Annotated in this window: 19 protein-coding genes; 5 read left to right on the top strand and 14 right to left on the bottom strand. The window is 31.1% G+C overall.

Features of this window, described 5'->3' with window-relative positions; translation table 11 throughout:
* Positions 1–33: 33 nt before the first annotated feature.
* The 7 genes from Ccar_RS01915 to Ccar_RS01885 all read right to left on the bottom strand — a co-directional run bounded on the left by Ccar_RS01915 (position 34) and on the right by Ccar_RS01885 (position 9,757).
* Positions 34–2,034, bottom strand: coding sequence for a methyl-accepting chemotaxis protein (locus Ccar_RS01915; protein WP_007062754.1), 2,001 nt, complete (start codon positions 2,032–2,034; stop codon positions 34–36).
* 627 nt (positions 2,035–2,661) lie between these two features.
* A complete protein-coding gene (locus Ccar_RS01910) occupies positions 2,662–3,708 on the bottom strand; it encodes an HD-GYP domain-containing protein (protein ID WP_007062756.1) in 1,047 nt (348 codons plus the stop codon).
* Between the two features lie 109 nt (positions 3,709–3,817).
* Positions 3,818–4,003: a FeoB-associated Cys-rich membrane protein gene (locus tag Ccar_RS01905; protein ID WP_007062757.1), complete on the bottom strand. Its 186-nt coding sequence runs from the start codon at positions 4,001–4,003 to the stop codon at positions 3,818–3,820.
* Positions 3,993–5,762, bottom strand: coding sequence for a ferrous iron transport protein B (feoB, locus tag Ccar_RS01900; RefSeq protein WP_007064450.1), 1,770 nt, complete (start codon positions 5,760–5,762; stop codon positions 3,993–3,995). Before feoB ends, Ccar_RS01905 begins: the two co-directional genes overlap by 11 nt.
* A gap of 138 nt (positions 5,763–5,900) precedes the next feature.
* On the bottom strand, positions 5,901–7,277 hold the full coding sequence (locus tag Ccar_RS01895; protein WP_034825798.1) for a peptide MFS transporter: 1,377 nt from the start codon (positions 7,275–7,277) through the stop codon (positions 5,901–5,903).
* A gap of 35 nt (positions 7,278–7,312) precedes the next feature.
* On the bottom strand, positions 7,313–9,112 hold the full coding sequence (locus tag Ccar_RS01890; RefSeq protein WP_007062760.1) for an aminopeptidase P family protein: 1,800 nt from the start codon (positions 9,110–9,112) through the stop codon (positions 7,313–7,315).
* A 99-nt stretch (positions 9,113–9,211) separates the two neighbouring features.
* Positions 9,212–9,757: a helix-turn-helix domain-containing protein gene (locus Ccar_RS01885; protein ID WP_007062761.1), complete on the bottom strand. Its 546-nt coding sequence runs from the start codon at positions 9,755–9,757 to the stop codon at positions 9,212–9,214.
* Positions 9,758–10,092: 335 nt separating this feature from the next.
* Between Ccar_RS01885 and Ccar_RS01880 the strand changes: the two genes are divergently transcribed.
* Positions 10,093–11,169: a M24 family metallopeptidase gene (locus tag Ccar_RS01880; RefSeq protein ID WP_007062762.1), complete on the top strand. Its 1,077-nt coding sequence runs from the start codon at positions 10,093–10,095 to the stop codon at positions 11,167–11,169.
* Positions 11,170–11,276: 107 nt separating this feature from the next.
* Positions 11,277–11,840, top strand: coding sequence for a nitroreductase family protein (locus Ccar_RS01875; protein ID WP_007059756.1), 564 nt, complete (start codon positions 11,277–11,279; stop codon positions 11,838–11,840).
* A gap of 133 nt (positions 11,841–11,973) precedes the next feature.
* On the opposite strand, the gene clpP is transcribed toward Ccar_RS01875, so the two are convergent.
* From clpP to Ccar_RS01860, 3 genes are all read right to left on the bottom strand, one after another.
* The gene (clpP, locus tag Ccar_RS01870) at positions 11,974–12,558 is read right to left on the bottom strand and encodes an ATP-dependent Clp endopeptidase proteolytic subunit ClpP (RefSeq protein ID WP_007059757.1); all 585 of its coding nucleotides are present in this window, start codon (positions 12,556–12,558) and stop codon (positions 11,974–11,976) included.
* Positions 12,559–12,641: 83 nt separating this feature from the next.
* Positions 12,642–13,025: a helix-turn-helix transcriptional regulator gene (locus tag Ccar_RS01865; protein WP_007059758.1), complete on the bottom strand. Its 384-nt coding sequence runs from the start codon at positions 13,023–13,025 to the stop codon at positions 12,642–12,644.
* Positions 13,026–13,275: 250 nt separating this feature from the next.
* Positions 13,276–14,940 (bottom strand): glutamine--tRNA ligase/YqeY domain fusion protein, encoded by a 1,665-nt coding sequence (locus tag Ccar_RS01860; protein WP_007059759.1) that lies wholly within the window; start codon positions 14,938–14,940, stop codon positions 13,276–13,278.
* 575 nt (positions 14,941–15,515) lie between these two features.
* Here Ccar_RS01860 and Ccar_RS01855 point away from each other — a divergent pair.
* A complete protein-coding gene (locus tag Ccar_RS01855; protein ID WP_007059760.1) occupies positions 15,516–16,079 on the top strand; it encodes a hypothetical protein in 564 nt (187 codons plus the stop codon).
* Between the two features lie 133 nt (positions 16,080–16,212).
* Here Ccar_RS01855 and Ccar_RS01850 read toward each other — a convergent pair whose 3' ends face one another.
* From Ccar_RS01850 to Ccar_RS01835, 4 genes are all read right to left on the bottom strand, one after another.
* The gene (locus Ccar_RS01850; RefSeq protein WP_007059761.1) at positions 16,213–17,550 is read right to left on the bottom strand and encodes a 6-phospho-alpha-glucosidase; all 1,338 of its coding nucleotides are present in this window, start codon (positions 17,548–17,550) and stop codon (positions 16,213–16,215) included.
* 189 nt (positions 17,551–17,739) lie between these two features.
* Positions 17,740–18,453, bottom strand: coding sequence for a MurR/RpiR family transcriptional regulator (locus Ccar_RS01845; RefSeq protein ID WP_007059762.1), 714 nt, complete (start codon positions 18,451–18,453; stop codon positions 17,740–17,742).
* Between the two features lie 152 nt (positions 18,454–18,605).
* Entirely contained in the window at positions 18,606–20,489 is a 1,884-nt protein-coding gene (locus tag Ccar_RS01840; protein WP_007059763.1) for an ABC transporter ATP-binding protein, read from the bottom strand.
* Complete coding sequence (locus tag Ccar_RS01835; RefSeq protein WP_007059764.1) at positions 20,486–22,711, bottom strand: ABC transporter ATP-binding protein; 2,226 nt, start codon at positions 22,709–22,711, stop codon at positions 20,486–20,488. The genes Ccar_RS01840 and Ccar_RS01835 overlap by 4 nt, the downstream gene beginning before the upstream one ends.
* Before the next feature lie 237 nt (positions 22,712–22,948).
* On the opposite strand from Ccar_RS01835, the gene Ccar_RS01830 reads away from it, so the two are divergent.
* Positions 22,949–23,161: a hypothetical protein gene (locus tag Ccar_RS01830; protein ID WP_007059765.1), complete on the top strand. Its 213-nt coding sequence runs from the start codon at positions 22,949–22,951 to the stop codon at positions 23,159–23,161.
* A 240-nt stretch (positions 23,162–23,401) separates the two neighbouring features.
* Entirely contained in the window at positions 23,402–24,403 is a 1,002-nt protein-coding gene (locus Ccar_RS01825) for a sodium:calcium antiporter (protein WP_007059766.1), read from the top strand.
* The last annotated feature ends 152 nt before the right edge of the window (positions 24,404–24,555 follow it).

The following is a 24,555-nucleotide window of genomic DNA, read 5'->3' as shown; positions in this document are numbered from 1 at the left end:
ATGAATTAGTATGAATACTATATTACTTTATCATTAAATCTTAAATTTTTCCACCATCTCATTAAGCTTTTGAGCAAGCTCAGATTGAACTTGAGCTGTTAATGCCACCTGCTCTATAGCTTTTGTGGTATCATATACATTTGTCTTTATAGTTTCTGATTTTTCATTAGATTTTTGAGCTGTTTCTGCCATATTTTGTACTGCATTGCTTACTTGCCCTACTGTGGCAGTAATCTCTTCTGACATAGCAGCAATTTCTTCAGACATTTTACTTACAAAATCAGAATCATCGTAATACTGATTACCAGTTTTTGCATAAGCATCAAATTGCTCATATAAATCTTTATTAATAAATTCTAATACTTCCTTTCCAGTATCGGTACTATTTTTAAACGCTCCTTGCACTTTCACTATGGTTTCTTGAATACTTTTTACAGCTTCTGCTGACTGTTCTGCAAGCTCTCTTATTTCTTCTGATACCACTGCAAAACCTTTTCCTTGTTCACCTGCTCTTGCTGCTTCTATAGCTGCATTTAGTGCAAGTAAATTTGTTTGTTCTGCAATACTTGCTATGGTATCTGCCATGGATTTAATATTTTCAACTACTTTCCCCTCCTCCATAGCCTTCATCATATTATTTTCCTTTTCAGCTGACATTTTTCGGACTTCTCTTATAGCTGCTTCGCTGTTATTTCTAACTTCAGTAGCTCTTTCTTTAGCTCCATTTGCATTGTTAGTTCCTTCTGCAGCTTTTTCTGAAAGCTCATTAATACTAGAATCTACTTCTTCTATAGATGCACTTATCTCCTCTGATACTGCACTTGTTTCATGAACTCCATCTGCTATATCATTTACTGCTTTTTCTATACTTTCCGCTTTTCTTGTAAGTTCTTTTACAGTTCCATATAATTCCTCACTAGAACTGCTCATCTCTTTAGATTTTCCTATCAATTCCTTTATTAAAGCAACTAAATCATCGTGCATTTTAGCTAAAGATCTTAAAGCATCTCCTATTTCATCCTTACTATTCAAAAACTTTTCAGGTATCTTTACACTAAAATCACCTTTTGCCAATAATTTTAAATGCGATGAAATACTTGTAACCTTATTTGCAATGGCCTTTGATACAAAATAAGCAAGTAATACTCCAATAATAATGATAATTATAGATCCTAATGCTATAAATAACCTTAATGTAGATAATTCAGATAAAATTTCACTTTGTAAAACATTAATTCCAATAGACCATCCAGTACTATTTATAGGTGCATAAGCAATATATTTATGCTGTCCTTGATACATATATTCGCTTGCACCAATACCTCCTTTAATCATTTCTTTCTGTATATTTGCTAATCCTTGTATGGAAGAATCTTTTTTAGCTTCTTCAATTACATTTTCACCTTTTTCCACCGAATCTTTATTATAATTAGCTACTGTAACACCAGCTTTATTTATAATGAAAGCTTTACCACTTTTACCAACTATAATATCATTAGTAATAGAACTTAATTCAGCTGCATTTGTAGCTCCTAATAAAACACCTACTTGTTTCCCATCTTTATCATTAATAGGTACTGCCACATTGATAATTAATTTTCCATCAGTTTTACTTTTTATTGGATCAGAAACAACAGATTTACCCTTTAATGCTTCTTGATAATAAGGCCTATCTTTAATTACTGCATGTCCTCCATCAAAAGTATTAACTTCACCATTTAAGTTTCCAATCCCCATACTGCTAAAACCAGTTCTTGAAACTTCACTTTTAAGTATGGCAGCCTTTTTTTCAAAAGGTATATTCATATCTCTTATATCATCTCTTTGAGCAATGGTTTCTAAAATAGCTTTTTTAGAATCTAAACGATTAGTAACTAACTTTGCAGATTGCGTCGCAGTTTCCGTTAACAACTCTTTCGTATTTTTACCTAATATATAATTTGAAGACGCATATGCTATAATACCAAGAATTATACAGCCACATATCAGCAATGTACCAAAATAAGTTAACAATTTTGCTTTAATACTCTTCATAATATCACTCCTTAATGTTTCTTCCCAAAAATATATACGTTTCGGTTTTTTCCACAGTTATCCAAGCAAACTACTTGTTAATTTATTATTCGTCATTAATTAACAAAATCCTTTCAATTATACTAGTAATTAAAAATAAACTCATTGCAATTCCTATAAATATATTTAAACACTTGACTATCTATATCACCCTATAATCTTATATTTCTATAATTAATTAACATATTTGTATAACCTGTAGATAACTTGTCTAAAATAATATATGAAGCAAATTTAAAACATAATGAGTAGTATACATGTAAATACACTACTTATTGTTGTGAGGTGATTTTATGGAATTAGAAATAATAGATATCGTATTCTATGGTTTTTGCACTTCAATAATATTATTACTTATATATGTAACATCATTTGTAATTATATTTAATGAATACTGTAAAAAACACTCCGAATCATAGTTTTTTTATAAAAATAACCTATAAAAGCTTTTTACTTTTATAGGTTATTTTCTAAACATAATATTCTATCTTTTGATCTTTACAAAATCTTGCAAATGATATATACTAATAATAGACTTTTGTAAAAATAAGCCTTTTGTATAATTATATGGAAACACATATTTATAAATTACAGCATTGCTTTAACTTTAATATCTGATTCTTTGGAGAGGTCAATATATCTTTCCCCAATACTTACAACAGGATTTGTAATACAATGAGGAGGTACATATAAAATTTCCCCTTCCTCATCATTAGTTAGTAAAACCTTCGATCCAACATAGCAAGCTGCTATATTTTCTAAAAAGGTATCCATTACGTGTATATCGAAGTATTCCATGCTATTATTTTTAAGTATTTCAAAAGCTTCAAAAGGAGTTCTTCTCTTTCTGTAGGTTCTGTCAGATGTAATTGCATCATAAGCATCTACAACAGCAATTATTTTGCAATATATGCTTAATTCATCACCGTCTTTACCAAGGGGATACCCTGTACTATTCATTCTTTCATGGTGCATTAATATAACTTCTTTCACTACATCTGATACAATACTAGTATCTTTCACCATGTTATATCCATAAATAGGGTGCTTCTTAATTTCATCAAATTCTTCCACATCCACTTTTCCTTTTTTATTTAAAATTTCAATAGGCACCTTCACATTTCCTATATCATGAAGAAGTCCTGCTACAACTATTTGGTTTATATCCTTTTTAGTCAGACATAACCACTTACTTAAAAGCATTCCATAAAAAGATACATTTACACTATGAGTATATACATACTCTTCAGAATCTCTCAATTCACTAAGACATTTAACAATATAGTATTCATCATTTATGTTCTTATAAATTGAATTAGATATTTTATCTATTTTGTTCACTTCTACCTTTTTTCCTTTACATAAATCATTTACCACTTGATTTATTTCTATAATGTTAGTTTTATAATTTTTCTTTACATCGGAAAAGCTAGTTTTGTCGATTTTAGGTAACTCATCTTTATCTATACTATAAATCCAAATATATTTTGTTTCAAATGTAGCAAGTTTCTTTATTATATAATTGTTTATGACAGTATTTTCTACAGCAATGGTTGCACCATATTTACTTACTATCTTTTGCGCAATTATATCCCCTATCTTACATTCAGAAACCAACACACATTTTTTTCCCATCTACATCTCCCCCAAAAATATCAAGAATTATTGTCTTCAAATCGTGTAAACTTCACCTCAGTGAAAATTGACACTTTGGAAAAGTAATTGTACGTTAACTTAATATTTCTTAACGTGTTTTTTTCTTATTTTCCTCAATAGTTTTTTTACTTTCATAATAAGGGCACATTTTGGAGCAGCTTCCACAGCCACTGCATTTATCATTTCGGTTCTTTACATTTTTACATAATATATATATAGCTAAAACAATTATAATTCCAGCAATAATAAACTCCATTATTTTTCTATAATCCATAAAAATACCTCATTCCCATATGAAAAAATAAAAATGAAATTATCCATGCAGTAGCAAACTGATACACTATAGAAACTAAAGTGAGCTTCATTCCAAACTCTTTTTTTATCGTTATTATACTAGATGCACAAGGAGTATATAACAATACAAAAATCAAAAAACTTAAGGCTGATGCTAAATTAAACTGATGTGGAATAACCGAAGGTAAATTTCCACCATATAGAACTCCTAAGGTTCCTGCTATAACTTCCTTCCCCATAAGCCCTGTAAGAAGAGAAACTGAATTCTGCCAATTTCCAAAGCCTAGTGGATTAAAAATTGGTGATATAAATTTTCCAACTGATGCAAGAAAGCTATAATTTATATTTACCATACCACTGAAGTTAAAGTTAGACAATACCCAGGTTACAATGGACATAGAAAAAATTATAGTCCCTATTTTCTTTAAAAAGCCTTTTCCTTTTTCCCACGTGTGCATTAAAAGTAGTTTTAAATCAGGCATAATATAGTGAGGCAATTCTTCCATATAAGGTTCATATTCTTTTTCCTTGAATATTAGCTTAAACACAAAGCTATAGAAAAATGCCATCAATATACCTGTAATATACATTAAACCTAAAATTACAATTTCTTTTCCTGGAAAAAATATAGTTGCAAAAAGCATATACACTGGAAGTTTTGCATTACAGGACATAAAAGGTATAACTAATGCTGTAATTATTCTTTCTCTTTTACTTTCAATATTTTTTGCAGCCATAAGTGCTGGAACAGAACAACCAAAACCTATAATCATAGGAATAAATGATTTACCAGATACTCCTGCTAAGCTCATAATTTTATCCATTAAAAAAGCTGCCCTACTCATATATCCACTGTCTTCCAATAAAGAAAGTAATGCAAAAAGTGTAAGTATTACAGGTAAAAATACTAAAACTGAGCTGATTCCAGATACAACTCCATCAACTAAAAGTGATTTAAACCACGGACTTTGATTTTGTAAAAGCTTATTTAAAAATGGTATTGCATAATTAAAAAGTGTACTTCTAAATACTTCAGACAAAGGTGTTCCTATCCATGAAAAAACCAATTTAAAAATTAAATATATAATAGCTATAAATATAGGATATGCCAAGTATTTATTTAAAACGAATCTATCAATTTTTTCTGTACCACTAATTGGATTTTTTACTTTTTTTACAGCAACTAAATTAATAACCTTTTCTATATAAGCATAAATTTCTTTTTCATTATTTGTGTTATCGTCCATTTTTTTAGAAACTGTAAATTTATCTTTTTTTATGTAATTTTTTAATTTTTTTACCTCTTTATCATTTATATTATTCATTGGTATAATTTTGGAACCTAAAATTTCAGATAATTTTTCACAGTCTATATATAATCCACTTTTTTCTGCTTTATCCATCTTATTTAAAACTACAACCATAGGTATATTCAACTTTTTCAGCTGCATAGTAAGATAAAGATTTCTTTCCAAATTAAGAGCATTTACCACATTTATTATTAAATCCACTTTATTATTACTTATATAATCATTAAATATTTTTTCAAGCTTTGAATCTGTATCCATGGAATATATCCCTGGAAAGGCTACTATTTTAGTTGTGTTGTCTATAAATCCTTCCTGCTTCTCAATTTTTGAACTTCCTTCCTCATCAGAATTCTTTTCAACTCTTGCTATTTTATTAAATACAATCTCTTGTCCAACATTAGGATTACCTACTAAAGTGCAAAGAATCATATATCTCTCCTTCCACAAATTCAAATATTATCAATTTAAACTGTCAACAATTTATTATAGCATGTTTTTATTTAAAACAAAAAGATGACCTCTGTAAATTAACAGAAGACATCTTTTTTATTTTAAAGATAAAAACTACTACGCAGATACATCAGCACTAGCTTTTTTATCAGGATCTTCATCTTCAAGCAACCTTACAAGTTTCTTATCAAATAAAAACAGTAGTGCTCCACAAATGAACAAAATAACTGGTATTACAATATAGGCTTGCATTATTGGAAATTTTGAAGCAAATGCATACAAGTATCCATAAGATTTACCAGCAATGAAAGTAGCAAAAATCCAAACCCCCATAAGCACTGAATACATCTTATTTGGTGCGTATTTAGTAACAAAAGAGTTACCAAGTGGTGAGAAAAGCATTTCCCCCATACTAAGTAATGCTCCAAATGCAATGATCCAAACAATGCTTGCCTTTGATGCAGCTGATGCACCTACACCTCTTGAAAGTTCTGCTCCTACAAGCATTAAAAAGGCCAATCCAAGGAAACTAAGACCCATAGCTAATTTTTTAAACAAGCTTATATCGCCTTGAGGTCTCTTAGACAATTTAAACCATAATACAGCCAAAACTGGTCCTAAGGCAATACATACAAAGGAATTTAATGAATCAAACCATGAAAGTGGCACTGCAAATCCACCTACATTCATGTTAACAAATTGACCACCATAATCATAAACAGCTAAATAAGTTAAATACCAAAAAATCCAAAATACAATTGAAAATATAGACACTAGTATAATAGCGAATACCTTTCTTCTCTCAACTCTTGTAAGAGGCTTAACTTCAGTTTCAGCCTTCTTTTCAATATGCTTACCAGCTTTGAATGGTTTTTTTCCTGCATCGCCAAGGAACTTCATACCAAATAAGAACCATATAGCATCAATAACACAAATAATACCACATAATTTAAATGCAGGTCTAAAACCCTGAACACCACCATGTGCAAAAGTACTAGCTACAAGAATGCCTACTGCTGTGGTTCCTATAAAAGCTCCTACATTAACAAAAGAATACTGAACTGAAAATGCTGAATCCAGTTGTGATTCATCTTTAAATAAGGATCCATTAATTGCAGAAACATTTCCTTTAAAAAGGCCTGTACCAATAGCTACAAGTGTTACCATTATATACATTGCTACAACATTTGTTGCAGTTCCACCCATTATGTATCCACCAGCCATCAAAAGCAATCCAACTGGAATACAATATCTTGCACCAATGTATCTGTCACAAATAAATCCACCAATAACAGGTGCAAGATAGGTAAAAGCAACAAGATTTGATTGAATAAGTGCAGCTTCAACTTTTGTAAGGCCCAATCCACCTGTTACCACTGTAGCAGCAACAAAAACAAATATAAGATACTTGGCAGCATAATAAGCCATCCTTTCAAACAAGAACGCGATACAACAAACGTAAAAACCAAAAGGTCGTTTGTTTTCTAATGTCATTTCACTCATAATTTCCCCCTCCAAATCTAACTTTTTTAAATTTTTCTTGTATACAATTTTAGCCATTCACGTTCTGCATCACTTAAGTGATCAGCTAATTTCTGGTACACAAGTTTATGATAACTGTTTAAATACAGTTTCTCATCACGGCTAAGATCCTCTGTATCTATGGCATCCAAATCGATTGGAGCATAAGTTACAGCATCAAAGTACATAAATTGACCGAATTCATTTTCAACACCTTTTCTAACAATAAGTTCATTTTCTAAACGTATACCATGTGATCCATCTATATAAATTCCAGGCTCATCAGTTATGACCATGCCTTCCTCAAATATGTGTGTTTCATGCTTTGATGGTACTATATACCACCTGAAACCAGTAGGTCCTTCATGAACATTTAACAAATAACCGACACCATGACCAGTTCCACATTTATAATCAATATCAAGATTCCACATAGGTTCCCTAGCTAACACATCCAGGTTATAGCCTTTGCATCCATATAAAAATTTAGCACGTGCCAAATTCATCATAGCTCTAGCCACAGCTGTAAAGTGATGCTTAAGCTCTTCGCTCACTTCTCCAAGAGCTATTGTTCTAGTGATATCCGTTGAGCCTTCAAAATAGTTTCCACCAGTATCCATTAAGAAAAAGTAACCTTTTTCAAGTTCCACATCTGTTTCAGGTGTAGAAGAATAATGCATCATAGCTGCATGCTCCTTAAAAGCACAAATTGGAGCAAAGCTTTGCCACAAGTAACCATCTTGAAGTTTTCTTAGTTCTTCTAGTTTTTCAGAGACAGTAATTTCTGTTATTTTTGTTTTTCCCACATTTGTTTTTAGCCAGTACATCAACTTTGTAAAGGCAACTCCATCCTTTATGTGAGCGTTTTCAATATTAGCAAGTTCCACAGAATTTTTCATGGCCTTAAACAATACAGTAGGATTGTCCCTTTCTACTTTTCTGGTGTGAACTGGAATATCTTTATACAGTGCATAATTGACACGTTCTGGGTCAATCATTACTACATCTTCATCTTTAAAACTCTTAACATATTCATAAATGTCATTGTAAGGTTTTAATACTACACCATCCTTAGCTAAAGCTTCCTTTACTTTAGCATCAAGTCGACTTTCTTCAATGAACAAGTCTACCTTTTCCATGGAAACAACTGCATAACAAAGTATTAGCGGTGAGTATAAGACATCACTGCCTCGAATATTGAGTAACCATGCGATATCATCTAAAGTTGTGATAACATGATGATTTGCGCCTGATTCTTTCATAACCTTCCTTACCCTGCATAGTTTGGATGCTGTACTTTCACCAGAATACTTTTCTTCAAGAAGAAAAACAGGTTCATTTGCCAATTTAGGACGGCCCTCCCACACTTTGTCAACAAGGTCATGGTCGTATTCAACTACCACGCTCTTACGTGCAAGTCTCTGAACAAACTCTCCTCCTTCTTGCATAGACATGAGACGTCCATCAAATCCGAGCTTTCCATTACATGGAATTTGATTTTCTAAATATTCCAACACAGTAGGTACACCTGGGTTTCCCATTTTGAAAAGCTTAATCCCACTACCTTTAAGTTGATACTCAGCTTGTAGAAAAAATCTTCCATCTGTCCAAAGTCCAGCTTCATTTTTCATAATAACTGCTGTAGCTGCCTCTCCTGTAAATCCTGTTACATAAGCTATTGCCTTAAAGAATTCTCCTACATATTCACTTTGATGATTGTCTGAGGATGGAATAACATAAGCATCCAAGCCCTTCTGTTCCATAATTTCTCTCAGTTTTGAAATTATTTTCTTTACACCTTCACTCATATTTGTTCATCTCTTTCATAATTTATTTTTAGAAAAGCAATTTGATATTTTCTACATTGTAATAGAAAATAGAATTGCTTTTCAAAGAATAGCAAATTTTTAAAAAATTAATGGTGTTAGCACAGTAAGAATTTTCACACTTTGTTTAGATGGATTAATCCATCCATGATTAGAAGTTGAAGGATAATGTATTGAATCTCCTGCCTTAACATAATACTCGTTTTCATCAATTACTACAGTAAGAGTCCCCTCAAGCACATAAACAAATTCTTCTCCAGGATGACTGAAGTTACTCCCATGTATTTGTTCTGGTGGAATTGTTGTGATCATAGCTTCCAGCTTTCGGTTTGGAAACTCTCCACTTAATCTTATAAACTCTGAATTAGAACCTTCTATTTTAAAAGGTTTCTCATCTTCTGATTTAACTAAAAAATTATTCACTTCTGGAATCTCGAAAAAGTAATTTATATTAACACCTAATGCATCTGAAATCTTTTTTAAAGAAGTTATTGCAAGGGATGAAGAATTATTTTCAACCTGAGACAAAAAACTTATTGATAGGCCCGTTTCATTGCTTAAATCTTTTAAAGTAAGATTTTTTTCTTTTCGTAAATCACGTATTTTTTGTGCTATTTCATTTATCATTATTTTCCTCCAAATATTACATTCTAAACGCTTGATTACAGTATAACTAAAATTAATTATGTACATACTGTAATAATTATGATAATATAATAACATGAAAACGAAAACAATTCAACATTTTGAATTTTAAATCAAGTAAATATTTCAAAAAATAGAATTTACTAAATAAAGCATGTTTATTATCCTCACTGTGGCTTATTTTTATTGTGATAACATTTATTATTTCATAGTGTGGTAAAATATAAACGTCTAACAACTAAAAAGTTAGACTAATTTAATGCTTACGGAATTCCGCAAGTGGCTAAAAGTATATTATTTTTAGGAGGGAATTTTTCATGATACAGGAAAGATTAAAAAAAGTTTTAAAAATTATGGAAGAGAGAAAGCTGCCTCAGATGATAGTATCTGATCCTGCTAGTATTTTCTATCTTACAGGAAAGTGGATTCTTCCTGGTGAAAGAATGCTTGTACTTTACTTAAATCTAAATGGAAAAAACAAATTATTTATTAATGAACTATTTCCAATAACTGAAGATTTAGGAACAGAGATGATATGGTTTAATGATACTGAAAACCCAGTACAAATTCTAGCAAAACATGTTGAAAAAGATAAACCTATGGGTATTGATAAAAACTGGCCTTCAAAATTTCTTTTAAGCTTAATGGAGCTTAAATGCGGAAGCGCATTTGTAAATGGATCTGAAATTGTTGACATGGTAAGAATGTGCAAGGATGAAGATGAAAAAGAATTAATGAGACAGGCTTCAAAATTAAATGATATTGCAGTAGACAAGATGATTAAGCTTGTTCCTGAAAAACATTCTGAAAAAAAGATGGGACAACTTCTTTCTGGTATATGGGAAGAGCTTGGTGCTGAAGGACATTCTTTCGATCCTATAGTAGGTTATGGAGCAAATGCTGCAGATCCTCATCATGTAATGGATAACTCCACAGTTAAACCAGGAGACAGTGTTGTAATTGATATTGGTTGTAAGAAAAACTCATATTGTTCTGATATGACAAGAACTGTATTCTACAAATCTGTTTCAGAGCACAGTAAAGAAATATATAACATTGTACTTGAAGCAAATAAAAGAGGTATAGATAAAGTTAAAGCAGGTGTCAGATTTTGTGATATAGATGCAGCAGCTAGAGATTACATAACTGAAAAAGGATACGGAAAATACTTTACTCATAGATTAGGACATTCAATCGGCATTGAATGTCATGACTTTGGTGATGTATCTTCTTCAAACACAGATAGAGTTCAACCAGGTCAAATATTCTCAATCGAACCTGGAATATACCTACCTGGAGATGTAGGAGTTCGTATCGAAGATCTTGTAATAGTAACAGAAGACGGCTGCGAAGTTTTAAATCATTATACAAAAGATTTAATTGTAGTAGAATAAAAAAATCTATATGGGGTTTCATATACCCCATATAGATTTTTTTATTTTGTAGGAAATTATAGAATATGTTAATATATCTTATAATAGTCACTTACAGGAGGATTGCTATGGATACAATAAAGGCAATAGAAGAACGAAGAAGTATAAGAAAGTTTCAAAATAAAATAATACCAAAAGAAACACTTGAAAATTTACTGGAATTATCAAGCAAAGCACCTTCAGGTAAAAATCGTCAGCCATGGAGATTTGTTGTTCTCCAAAATAAGAAGAAAAACGAGCTAGTAAATATTATGAGAAATGTATCAAACTTATATAAGAACCAAAACAAATCTATTGGAAGTTTTGAATTAAGTACCAATTCAATTAATGAAGCATCGGCAGTAGTTTTAGTATTCAATACATTTTCTAATTTTGAAGAAGACTATAATCATCATAGATTACTTACTGATACTCAATCAATAGGTGCATCTATACAAACACTTCTTTTGGCAGCACAGGATTTTAAATTAGGCGCTCTGTGGATTTGTGATATTTTTTATTGTGATAAAGAAATATGCTCATGGTTAGATCGTAAAGATGAGCTTATGGCAGCCGTAGCTATAGGATATCCCGATCAATCACCATACCCACGACCACGAAAGCCATTGCAAGAAATTACAGAATGGTTTTAAATCAAAACAAGACCTGCACCATAATAGGCACAGGTCTTATTCATGTAAGATAATTTGTACAATGAAGGCTAGATATAGTTTGTGCAATTCTAAAATAATTATTACAACTCTATATTAAATAGAAAAACTAAGTCTATTTTGAAAGAATTTTATCCACTAATCCATATTCTACAGCTTCCTTAGCACTCATAAAATAATCTCTTTCCATATCCTTTTCTATTTGTTCAATAGGCTTGCCTGTTTTTTCACTGTATATTTTATTCATTTTTTTCTTAGTTTTAAGCAGCCAATCTGTATGAATTTTTATATCAGTAGCCTGTCCTTGAAAACCTCCATATACTGATGGTTGATGTATTAGTATTTCACTATTTGGGAGTGCATACCTTTTTCCAGGTTCACCTGCTGCTAAAAGAAATGACCCCATACTTGCAGCCATACCTACACATATTGTAGAAACATCTGATTTAATATACTGCATTGTATCATATATTGCCATTCCAGCTGTAATAGAACCTCCTGGACTATTTATATAGAAATGAATATCTTCATCAGGATTATTTGCTTCAAGGAACAAAAGTTGCGCTACAATTACACTTGCACTTGCATCTGTTACCTCACCATTTAACATGATTATTCTATCTTTAAGCAATCTTGAATAGATATCGTAAGAACGCTCTCCTGAATTTGTGTGTTCAATAACCACAGGTACATAACTCATTAACATCACCCTTTTCTAAAATCACTATTTTTCCCAATATACCCATTTACCTTTGTATTACCATAGTTGAAAACTCAAAAATATTAAGCTGCCATAGAAAGTGAATGTACAACTTTCTTTCTTGATTTAATCATAGTTACATTATTTCCGTTCTTTCTAAATTCTCTAGGAGGTATTCCATAAATTCTTTTAAAAGCCTTTGTAAATGACTCCTGAGAACTAAACTGATATTTTAAAGCTATATTCACAATTTTATGGTCTGTACTTAGCAATTCATCTGCTGCCTTTGCAAGTCTTCTGTTTCTTATATATTCAGCCACAGGTTTTCCAACAGCAGCATGAAAAACTCTGTGGAAATGGTATTTTGATAAAAAAACCCTTTGTGCAATATCTTTGAGCTCAATTTTTCTATTTAAATTGTGTTCAATATATTCAATAGATTTTTTAATACAAGAATCATAATTCATTTTAAAACGCTTACCTCCTTTAGCCTTTTTTTATATTATATATTAACTTTTTATATAAATCCTGTCTTTTTTTGCTCTTTAATAATTAAAATGATATCACCTCAATTCCTCCTAATTTTGATCTTTTCACAGATAAAAAACTCCCATCCCTAACTAAAGGACAGGAGTTTTAATTTCATAGTACCATATCAATTTACAAATGCTTCACAGAATTTAATCTTTTTAGGTACTTTTTTAAATATACCTTAACTTATTTTTTTATTTTAAATGAACTCTTTAATGATACTACTCTATTAAATACTGGTTTCTCATCAGTACTATATTTATCATCTACATTAAAATATCCTACTCTTATAAACTGGAATTTTTCTTGTGGCTTTACGCCCTTCATATTTTCTTCTACAAATCCCTGTAATACTTCTAATGAATTTGGATTAACCTTATCCAAGAAATCTTTTCCATCATCTTCTTCTGATTCTTCATCCAATATTAAAGGCTGGAATAATCTAAATTCTGCTGGAAGAGCATGACTTGCATCTATCCAGTGAATAGTTCCTTTTACCTTTCTTCCTGTAAATCCTGTTCCACATTTTGTTTCTGGATCATAAGTACAGTGAATTTCTACTACATTGCCCTCTTCATCTTTTATAACTTCATTACACTTTATAAAATAAGCATTTTTAAATCTTACTTCATTTCCTGGGAATAATCTAAAGTATTTCTTAGGAGGATTTTCCATAAAATCTTCTTGTTCTATATATAATTCTCTTGAAAATGGAATTTGACGTACCCCTAATGCTTCATTTTCAGAATTATTTTCAGCTTCAAGCATTTCTACTTTGCCTTCTGGATAGTTTGTTATAATAACTTTTAGTGGTCTTAAAACAGCCATAGTAGCTGGAACCTTTGCTTTTAAATCTTCTCTTAAAAAATGCTCTAACATTTGTTCATCTACCACACTGCTGGCTTTTGCCACTCCAATCTCTCTACAGAAATTACGAATGGATTCAGGAGTATATCCTCTTCTTCTAATACCTGCAATAGTTGGCATTCGTGGGTCATCCCATCCATCTACAAACTTTTCATCCACTAACTTTTTTAGTTTTCTCTTACTTGTAACTGTATTTGTAACATTCAATCTTGCAAATTCAATTTGTCTTGGTTGTGATTCCATTTCACATTCTCTTACTACCCAATCATATAGAGGACGGTGATCTTCAAACTCTAAAGTACAAATTGAATGTGTAACTCCCTCAATAGCATCCTCAATAGGATGTGCAAAATCGTACATAGGATATATACACCATTTATCTCCTGTATTATGATGAGTAGAATGAGCTATACGATAAATTACAGGATCTCTCATGTTTATGTTAGGTGAAGTCATATCAATTTTTGCTCTTAAAACTTTTTCTCCATCCTTGAATTCACCACTTCTCATACGCTCAAATAAATCTAAATTTTCTTCTACTGTTCTATTTCTGTAAGGACTTTCTACTCCTGGTTTTGTTAAAGTTCCTCTATGCTCTCTTATTTCTTCTGCTGTTAAATCACATACAAAAGCCTTACCTTTTTTAATAAGTACTAAGGCTCTTTTATACATTTCATCAAAATAATCAGAAGCAAAATATAATGCATCCCAATCAAAGCCTAACCACTTAACATCCTCTTTTATGGACTCTACATATTCTGTATCTTCCTTTACAGGATTTGTATCATCAAAACGCAAATTAGTTTTTCCATTAAACTCATCTGCCAACTCAAAATTCAATGTTATAGATTTAGCATGACCTATATGTAAATATCCATTTGGTTCTGGAGGAAAACGAGTAACTATTTGTTTATGTTTTCCTGATTCCAAGTCTTCTGTAATAATATTTTTAATAAAATTGGATTTAACGTTATTTTCTTCCATGAATTCCACTTCTCTTTCTATATACTTAATTTAATTTTTTCATTTCCAATGAAATAAATATATCATAAAACTGCATTTTTTTCTACAATTGCTATAGAAATTCACATGTTTCCAGTTAAACATATGCATATTAAAATTCTTTCCTTTATTATACAAGTTTACACATAACTTTTCAAATTTAAGATTTTTATTTACAGCATAGTAAAAACTCTTAATTATAATTTCATTCTTAACTATTATGTTCTAAACTAAACTTAATTTTTAAATTTCAATCAATTGTATTTAAATTTCACACCTTTATCCATAATTTTACAACTACTTTAAATCATATTGAATGTTAAAATCATATTATATTCAATATGCAAAATTAAATTATAAATATGATAATCATGTCAAATACATAATCTTATAAATTTGGAAGTATAAATCCCACGTATTTTCTAATATTAATTAGAATTTTAACATAAAACATCTGGACATTTAACGATACATATTATATTATTTATTATAGAATATTTCAATAATTGAATTTTATCTTTTATATTTGGTCATTTTTTTATAAATGGAGGTGTTTTATGGATTACAATTTAGCTCAAGTTGAAAAATACTTGAAAGATAGCTATAATATGCACTTAGGTGAGAATAAACTCATAAGTAAAAAACTCATGAAACAATTAAATAGAAAAAACCTTATTGCACGCAGCGCCAGATGTGTATATTTGGTAGATAATCTAATAATAAAAACATCCTCTGATTCAACCTTAAGCGGTTTACCTTTTGGTGCTGAACAATGTATTAATGAATTTAATTTATATCATTCCGAAGATGGTTCTATAATGCCTTTTAAAAAAATACTGTGCCCTGTTTATGCCATATATAAAAGCAAATTTATATATTTAACCATACACAAACCCGTAGTTCCTTTAGCCAAAAATGATGATTGTCCTGATACCATATATTCTCACATTAAAGAAGACAACTCTTTTACTAACAGCAGTACATTTTTATTGCTTCTGGATAGCTTTAAAGAAAAACTAGTATTTAAATCTGCTGCTGTCCAGTATGAATTTTCAAAGCTAAGTACTTTTGGGTATGATGAAAATAGAGAACTATGCATATTAGATTACGGGATATATTAACAACTTTTATTGTATAATATAAGACAAAAATGGCTGTTGCATTAAGAAATTCATACAATATATTGTAGTATTTATTCTTAGTGCACCAGCCACTTTCTTAGACTTTTCAATAATCCCATGAACTGTTTAAAACTTAATGTAGTTTATTCCAATATCCTTTGTTAACTTCAATTAAATCCTTTAACAGTTCTTTAGCAGTATCTGTGTTTATAACTGTACGATTTAGTACGAGAGCCTGTAATGCTTTTTGATAACTTCCCTCTAAACAGGCATCTACTGCAAGCTTTTCATAGGCATATTGATTTTCAATAAGTCCCTTATAAAAGGTTGGTATGTTTCCTACAATTAATGGTTCTACTCCATTACTTCCAACACGGCATGGAACTTCAACCATGGCATCAGGTGAAATATTATTAATAACTCCATTGTTCTCTGTAATAATTAAAAAAATTTCATTTGTATTATTAGCAATTGCTGTTGCTAGATCTACTATGTACTCAGCATGACATCCAACCTCACTATTAATTTCATATTCTGTACCATGTATCTTCCCTAATGATATAATTTTATTCATTCTATTATAGGTTTCTTTTTCATTTCCATCCATTACTTCATTAGCTCTTGTGTATTCAGGATTTTCTTTATTTTTCATCTTTTCTGGATACAAATAATACTGTAAATAAGTATTTGGTAAATATTCATCATAGTCATTAATCATTTGACTCATAAATTCAAAGGTTGATTTCCACGACTTCTCCTGAAAAAGAGGTTCTGTCTGTACATCTACTGGAGTTTTTAATATTTCTCTCAATTTAGGTAAATAATCTTCTCCTGTTTTCTTGTCCAAAATATGTGTAAACCAGCCAAAATGATTTAATCCAAAATATTTCGGTTCTAAATCTCTTCTATTTAATCCAAGCACACTTGCATAAACATCCATAATTGCAATTGGCATGTCACAAATATTAATAATACGATAATCCTTAGGAAACACTCTTTTTGTTGCCTCTGCAACAATTGCAGCAGGATTGGAATAATTTAAGATCCAACACTTTGGAGAATAAGTCCTAATATTCTTTATTAAATCTATAATAGCAGGAACACTTCTTAAACCATAAGCAAATCCTCCTGCACCACAAGTTTCCTGACCAAGGCAACCATGCTTAAGCGAAATCTTCTCATCCTTTTCACGCATCTTTAATCTTCCTGCACGAATTTGCATAAGAGCAAAATCTATATCCTGAAACGCCTTTTTTTCATCAGTGGTATATACTACTTCCTCTAGTTCTGGATAATATTCTTTAAATAATATTTTTGCATATTTTCCAACCACCTCCTGACGTTCACTCTCAATATCATATAAAACTATTTTCTTTAAAGGAAATCTGCCTTTTTGATTACATAACATTGCAAGCATATCTGGTGTATAACGGCTTCCTCCGCCAACAATACAAATTGAATACTTTTTCATTTTATGTTTCTCCTTTTCTTATTTATGTATAATATAATCCAGCTTACTTCCCTTATCAATACACTTTCTACCATTGTGAAAATATTTACCTATAGTAAAAAAGTTCACTGTGTTACAAATAAAAAAAACTGATAAAAAGAATTATCAGTTCATTTTCACAATATAATTTTCTACAAGATTGATACATACTTAATCATCCTCATTAGATAAGTATCTTTTAGAATATTCGCTTAATGCTAATTCAAGCAAAATTATTAAATTAGCAGTAAAAAAGTTTGGCAAATAATGTTCTCTCTCCGATTTTATTCCTGCTACTTCAATTGCGACATCAGACATTTTTGCCAGCGGTGAATCTTTATTAGAAGTAAAGGATATAACCTTAAAATTATTTTTAATAGCTTCATTAACCTTTTCTATAATCTCTGATCTACATCCAGAATGAGAAAAGAAAAAGTAAAGTCCGGATTTAACATTTTTAAAGACTTCATAATGATAACTGCTAGCTGCATCAAATCCAAATATTAATAACTTTTGCAAATAATATTCCTTTGCACTATCACAAATTCCTAAAGAATCTAAATAAATCTTTTCATTTCTAAACTTTCTTAGCATTTCTACAAGTATATCAATATTCTTTTTTAAGTGTTCATCCATACACATAGTATCACTATTATGAGTAAAATCTAATTTTAATGCATTATTATTAGTTGCAAGAATAGTATAATACATTTCACTATATCCACTATACCCCAGCTTTTTGGATAACTTTACAATTGCTGATTTTGAAACAAAGCATTCCTTTGCTACTGTATCTATCCCAACCTTCTCGTTTTTATTAATGTAATTTTGTATTTTATTTAAGATTACTTTTTCAAGTTCTGTTAATATTAAATTATTCTCCATTTATGAACACCTTCTAATAATATCTCGTGCAGCATGCTAGCATATATTTTATTTAAATCTAATTATAGCACATTTTTATAAAATACTTAGCCATGCTCTAGAAATACATCTGTCATAAACTTCATTCAATCCTTTGATATCCTTTTATAATTTTAAAGATTATCATCTATTGCCGTTTCAGCTAATTCAAATTGGCTGTTATAAAGACTAGCATAGAAGCCTTCAGTTTCAAGCAATTCTTCATGATTCCCTTGTTCAACAATATCGCCATGCTTCATAACAAGTATTAGATCAGCATCACGAACAGTTGATAGACGATGTGCTATTATGAAGCTGGTACGGTTTTTCATAAGATTATTCATAGCCTTTTGAATTTGTACTTCTGTACGAGTATCAACGGAACTTGTAGCTTCATCAAGAATGAGTACCTTTGGATCTGAAAGAATAGCTCTTGCAATTGTCAAAAGTTGTTTTTGCCCTTGAGATACGTTACTTGCTTCTTCATTAAGAACCATATTGTAACCATCTGGAAGAGTATGCACAAAGCCATCTACATGAGCTGCTCTTGCAGCTTTTTTAACCTCTTCATCACTTGCATCAAGTTTTCCATATCTTATATTCTCCATTATAGTGCCATTATACAGCCATGTATCTTGAAGAACCATTCCAAACATTGAACGTAGTCCTTCACGCGTAAAATTTCTTATATCATGTCCGTCAATTAATATTGCACCTTTAGTTACATCATAAAAACGCATAAGAAGTTTTATCATGGTAGTCTTGCCTGCACCTGTTGGTCCAACAATTGCAACCCTCTGTCCTTCTCTAACCTTAACTGAGAAATCATTTATAACTGTAGTCTTAGGCTTATATCCAAAATGTACATTCTTAAACTCTACACTTCCGTCTACATTTTCAGGATTTACAGGATTAGAGGTTTCAGGCACTTCTTCTTCCTCTGCTAAAAATTCAAATACTCTCTCAGCTGATGCCGCAGTCTGTTGAAGTATATTGGATATATTGGCAATCTGTGAAATAGGCTGTGTAAATTGACGTACATATTGTATAAAGGCTTGAATATCTCCAACAGAAATACTTCCTTTTGCAGCTAGATATCCACCCAGTATACATACTCCAACATAACCTAGATTACCTACAAAATTCATAAGAGGCATCATTATACTTGTTAAAAACTGTGACTTCCACGCTGAGCTGAAAAGACTGCTATTTAATTTATCAAATTTTTCAACACTTTTTTTCTCTCCATTAAAAGCTTTCATTACCAAGTGTCCACTATACATTTCTTCAATATGTCCATTTACATTTCCCAAATAATCTTGCTGCTGTTTAAAAAACTTTTGAGAATTCTTTACAATAAACATTATAAGAAGAAAAGATAAAGGAATCATAACAAGCGCTACAAGAGTAAGCTGCCAGCTAATTGTAAGCATCATTACAAGAACTCCAATTACAGTAGTTACTGATGTAATTATCTGTCCCAAGCTCTGGTTAAGCGTCTGACTTAATGTATCAACATCATTTGTAACACGGGATAATACCTCACCATGATTTGTACTGTCAAAATATTTAAGAGGCATTTTATTAATTTTTTCTGAGAGTTCCTTTCTCATGTTATAGCTTACTTTCATGGATACACTTGACATAATCCACCCCTGTATATAAGCAAAAAAAGCACTTATCAAATATAGGGCTATAAGTATAAGAACTATATTTCTGATATAATCAAAGTCAATATTTCCTGTACCCGCAATTTTAGCCATTATTCCTTCGAACAATTTTGTAGTTGCCCTTCCCAAAATCTTAGGACCTGCTACACCTAAAGCTGCACTAACTATTGCAAAAATAAAGACTATGATTATTGACATTCTATACACACTTAAATATTTGATTAACTTACTCATTGTAGCCTTAAAATCACGAGCCTTTTCCCCCTTCATCATAGCCATTGGGCCACCACCAGGACCTCGATGTCTTCTACCTTCAGAGTTTACAGACTTATTGTTTTTATCGCTCATGCTAACTCCTCCTTCGAAAGCTGTGACAAAGCAATTTCTTTATAGGTCTCACATGTCTCCATAAGCTGTTTATTAGTGCCCGTACCTACTATTTTACCTTCATCAAGAACTATTATCTGTTCAGCATTTTTTATAGTTGCAATTCTTTGGGCTACAATTATGACTGTTGTAGAACTAGTCTTGGCTTTAAGTGCTTTTCTAAGTGCAGCATCAGTTTTAAAATCAAGTGCTGAGAAACTGTCATCAAATATAAAGATTTCTGGTTTTTTTACAAGGGCACGGGCAATAGCCAGTCTCTGCTTCTGTCCTCCAGAAACGTTAGTTCCACCCTGTGAAATTTCTGTTTTAAAACCATCAGGTTTATCATTTATGAATTCCATAGCCTGAGCTATCTCTGAAGCTTCTCTTAGATCTTCTTCTTCTGCATTTTCTTTTGCATACTTCAAGTTAGATTCTATAGTACCACTGAATAAATTACCTTTTTGAGGAACATAACCAACCTTATCCCTTAAATCATGTTGAGTAACCTCCCGTACATCAACACCATCTACAAAAAGCTGACCATCGGTTACATCATAAAATCTTGGTATCAAACTAATGAGTGTAGTTTTACCCGAGCCAGTAGCTCCAATAATGGCTGTTGTCTGTCCGGGTAAAGCCTTAAAGCTAATATTCTTAAGTACATCTTCTTCTGCCCCAGGATATCTAAAAGAAACATTGTTAAACTCTACAATACCTTTTAAATTATTGTCAAAATTCTTGGGTGATTTAGGATCATTTATTACAGTGTCTGTTTCCAAAACTTCCACTATACGCTGTCCAGCTACAGAAGCTCTAGGTATCATAATAAACATAAAAGACATCATGAGAAATGCAAATAAAATCTGCATAGCATACTGCATGAAGGCCATCATATCTCCCACCTGCATACTGGAATTTGCAATCTGTTGAGCACCAACCCAAATAATTAATACTGTTACGCCATTCATTATAAGCATCATGAAAGGAAACAGAACTACCATTACACGATTTACAAACAAGCTTGTGTCTGTAAGATCTTTGTTTGCCTTATCAAATCTTTCTTCTTCAAATTTTTGAGTATTAAAGGCTCTTACTACCATCATACCTGAAAGATTTTCTCTAGTAACAAGATTTAGTTTATCTATAAGTTTTTGTATAATCTTAAATTTGGGCATAGCAACGAAAATCACAGCAATAATAACTATTAAAAGTGCTGCTACTGCCAATGCAATAATCCAAGACATAGAAGTACTTCGAGACATAGCCTTTATAACACCACCAATACCTATAATTGGGGCATAAAATATCATTCTTATCATTATAACAATAAGCATCTGAATTTGAGTGATATCATTAGTAGTTCTTGTAATAAGTGAAGCTGTAGAAAATTTATTCATCTCAGCATTTGAAAAACTTTGAACCTTTGCGAATATTCTACTTCTCAAATTTCTTGAAAGTCCTGCAGCAGTTCTAGATGCAAAAAAACCAACAGCTACAATGCATACTGCACTTAAAAGAGATATTAAAATCATCCTAACTCCAATGTTAATGATATAGCTATTCTGAATTTTGTCTGTGTTTATTCCTAAAGCCTTGTATTCAACTTTAACTGAGCTGGCGGCCGCCTGAACAATCATCTTATCTCCTAGCGCTGTAAACTTCTTTGCTCCTTCTTCCATGATTTTTCCACGTTGATCTTCAGGTAGTCTTCCAAACAAAGCAAATAAATTTGTATTTGCAGGAAGTTTCCTTCCATTAAAATTAATTACACCACCTTTTGCATTGGTCTTCATATTTTCAATACCTGAAACTGTAAGAAGTGCTTTTCCTATAATAGGATTTAACTTATTAATTTCTGTATTACTTACATTTTTAAGTACGTAAATTGGTTCACTTACAAGAACAGGATACTCTTTAACATACTTGTCATAATCTTTACTTGATTTGTCTACAAATACATAATTACTCATAACTGCATCTTTATCTTTTCCAAAAATAAATAATGTAAGTTTATCCATTTCACTCTTTCTTACAGCTTGAGGTACTGCATTTTCAATCCCCCCTTGTTGTATACCTACATTTACTATATTAGACATATAATCTGGCAGTGCTAAATCACACATTGCCTGCACAAATAATAATGCTATTGCAGCAATAATAAGTCCAATAAATGGTTTTAAATATTTTAATAATCCACGCACTATTGCATCTACCCCTTACTTTTTAATTTCTTGTATTTGTTTATGTACCTTCATTTCATCATAATTTAGATAGAATTTATTTCACTTTATATATGATTTCCCATATGACAAATTTTATCCGATGGCTGCCATCCGTAACACATTGAAATTCAAAAGATATATAGGACATGACACTTAAGCTTATTAAGGAATAATATAGTTTATTTTGCAAAAACTAAGTTTAAAAGAGGTGAGATCATGTCAAAGGATACAAGGGACTTAGATAGCTTTGAAAACTATTTTCAAAATTCTATTGCTGAAGCAGCTTCTATGGGTGCATTTAGTTTTGCAATATCACCTATAAATGAGTTAACACAAATGAACAATCAAGGTATGGAAACTAACGATAACTTAGATAAAAAAAGAGAAATAGTAAATGAGATGAATGAATTGCAGGATGATGAAGATTAACATTGATGTTTTATAAAAATTTCAAAAGTAAAACTAGCTTGTTGACATCATAAAACGAATTTAGTATACTTTATAAATATAATGTATAAATACATATTTACAAAAGGGAGTAGTTTGATAGATATTGTCAACATATTGGTGATAAACCTGGCAGTATCCGCAAAATGCGAAACGAGACTTTTGGCGTGTTTTTTTAATACGCCAAAGGTCTTTTATTTTTTACCTTGAGGAGGAGAAAAGATGATAATAACTATTTTAGTAATGGTTGCTGCAGCACTTTTAATTTACTTTAGTTGTGAACTGTTTGTAAATGGAATTGAATGGGTAGGTAAAGCCTTTAATATTTCTCAAAGTGCGGTAGGTTCAGTTTTAGCAGCCTTTGGTACAGCATTACCTGAAAGTATTGTTACATTCATAGCTGTAGTATTTGGAGCAAGTTCAAGTCAAAAGGATATTGGTATTGGAGCAGCTTTAGGTGGTCCTCTGGTTTTAAGCACAATTGCCTATGCTGTTGTTGGAATTAGTATAGTTATGTTCAGCGGCAGGAGAAAGGCTGGTGATCATATTAAATTTGATGGCAAGAAACTAGCAAGAGATCAAGTCTGGTTTATGTGCATTTTTGTATTTAAGATTGGATTAGGCCTTATAGCCTTTGCAATAAAACCTTGGCTGGGATTTTTATTTCTAGTAGCTTATGGAGTTTACTTTTATAGAGAAATGAGTAGTGACAATGTGGAAGTTGCTGGAGAACTGGAACCATTGAAATTCAGTCCTAAAAGTGAAAATCCTAAAAAATCCTTAATTTTAGTTCAAACTATAGGATCACTTATATTTATTTTTATTGGATCACAAATGTTTGTACACAATTTGAGTGCTTTAAGTGTTTCCCTTGGAATTCCACCTCACATGGTTTCTTTACTATTGAGTCCAGTAGCAACAGAATTACCAGAAACTTTAAATGCTGTTATATGGGTAAGACAAGGTAAAGAAAATTTGGCTCTTTCAAATATTAGTGGGTCTATGATGATTCAAGCTACAGTACCAAGTGCATTAGGTATTATTTTTACACCATGGATGCTTGATAAATCCCTTATGATTTCAGCAATTATAACTTTTGCAGCAATTTTATTAATATGGACTACCTTAAAAAGACATCACTTATCAGCAAAAAGATTATCATTTAATGCTGTATTATATATTGTATTCATTATAGGAATATTTTATATAAAAGGTGGAATATAGTTTTATATTACATTTTAAAAATTATACGATGTAAGGATACAGTGGAAGTTTGGATTTTAACTTTTACTCCGTGCTATATGATAAGTGTTTCATCACTGCATAAAAGTTAAAATTCAAACTAGTAACTTTAAGTGTACGCATTTAATTACATT

The sequence above is a fragment of the Clostridium carboxidivorans P7 genome, assembly GCF_001038625.1.
GTDB lineage: Bacteria > Bacillota > Clostridia > Clostridiales > Clostridiaceae > Clostridium_AM > Clostridium_AM carboxidivorans.
Note: the sequence above shows the minus strand (reverse complement) of the source record. Positions and strands in the feature narration are given on the sequence as shown.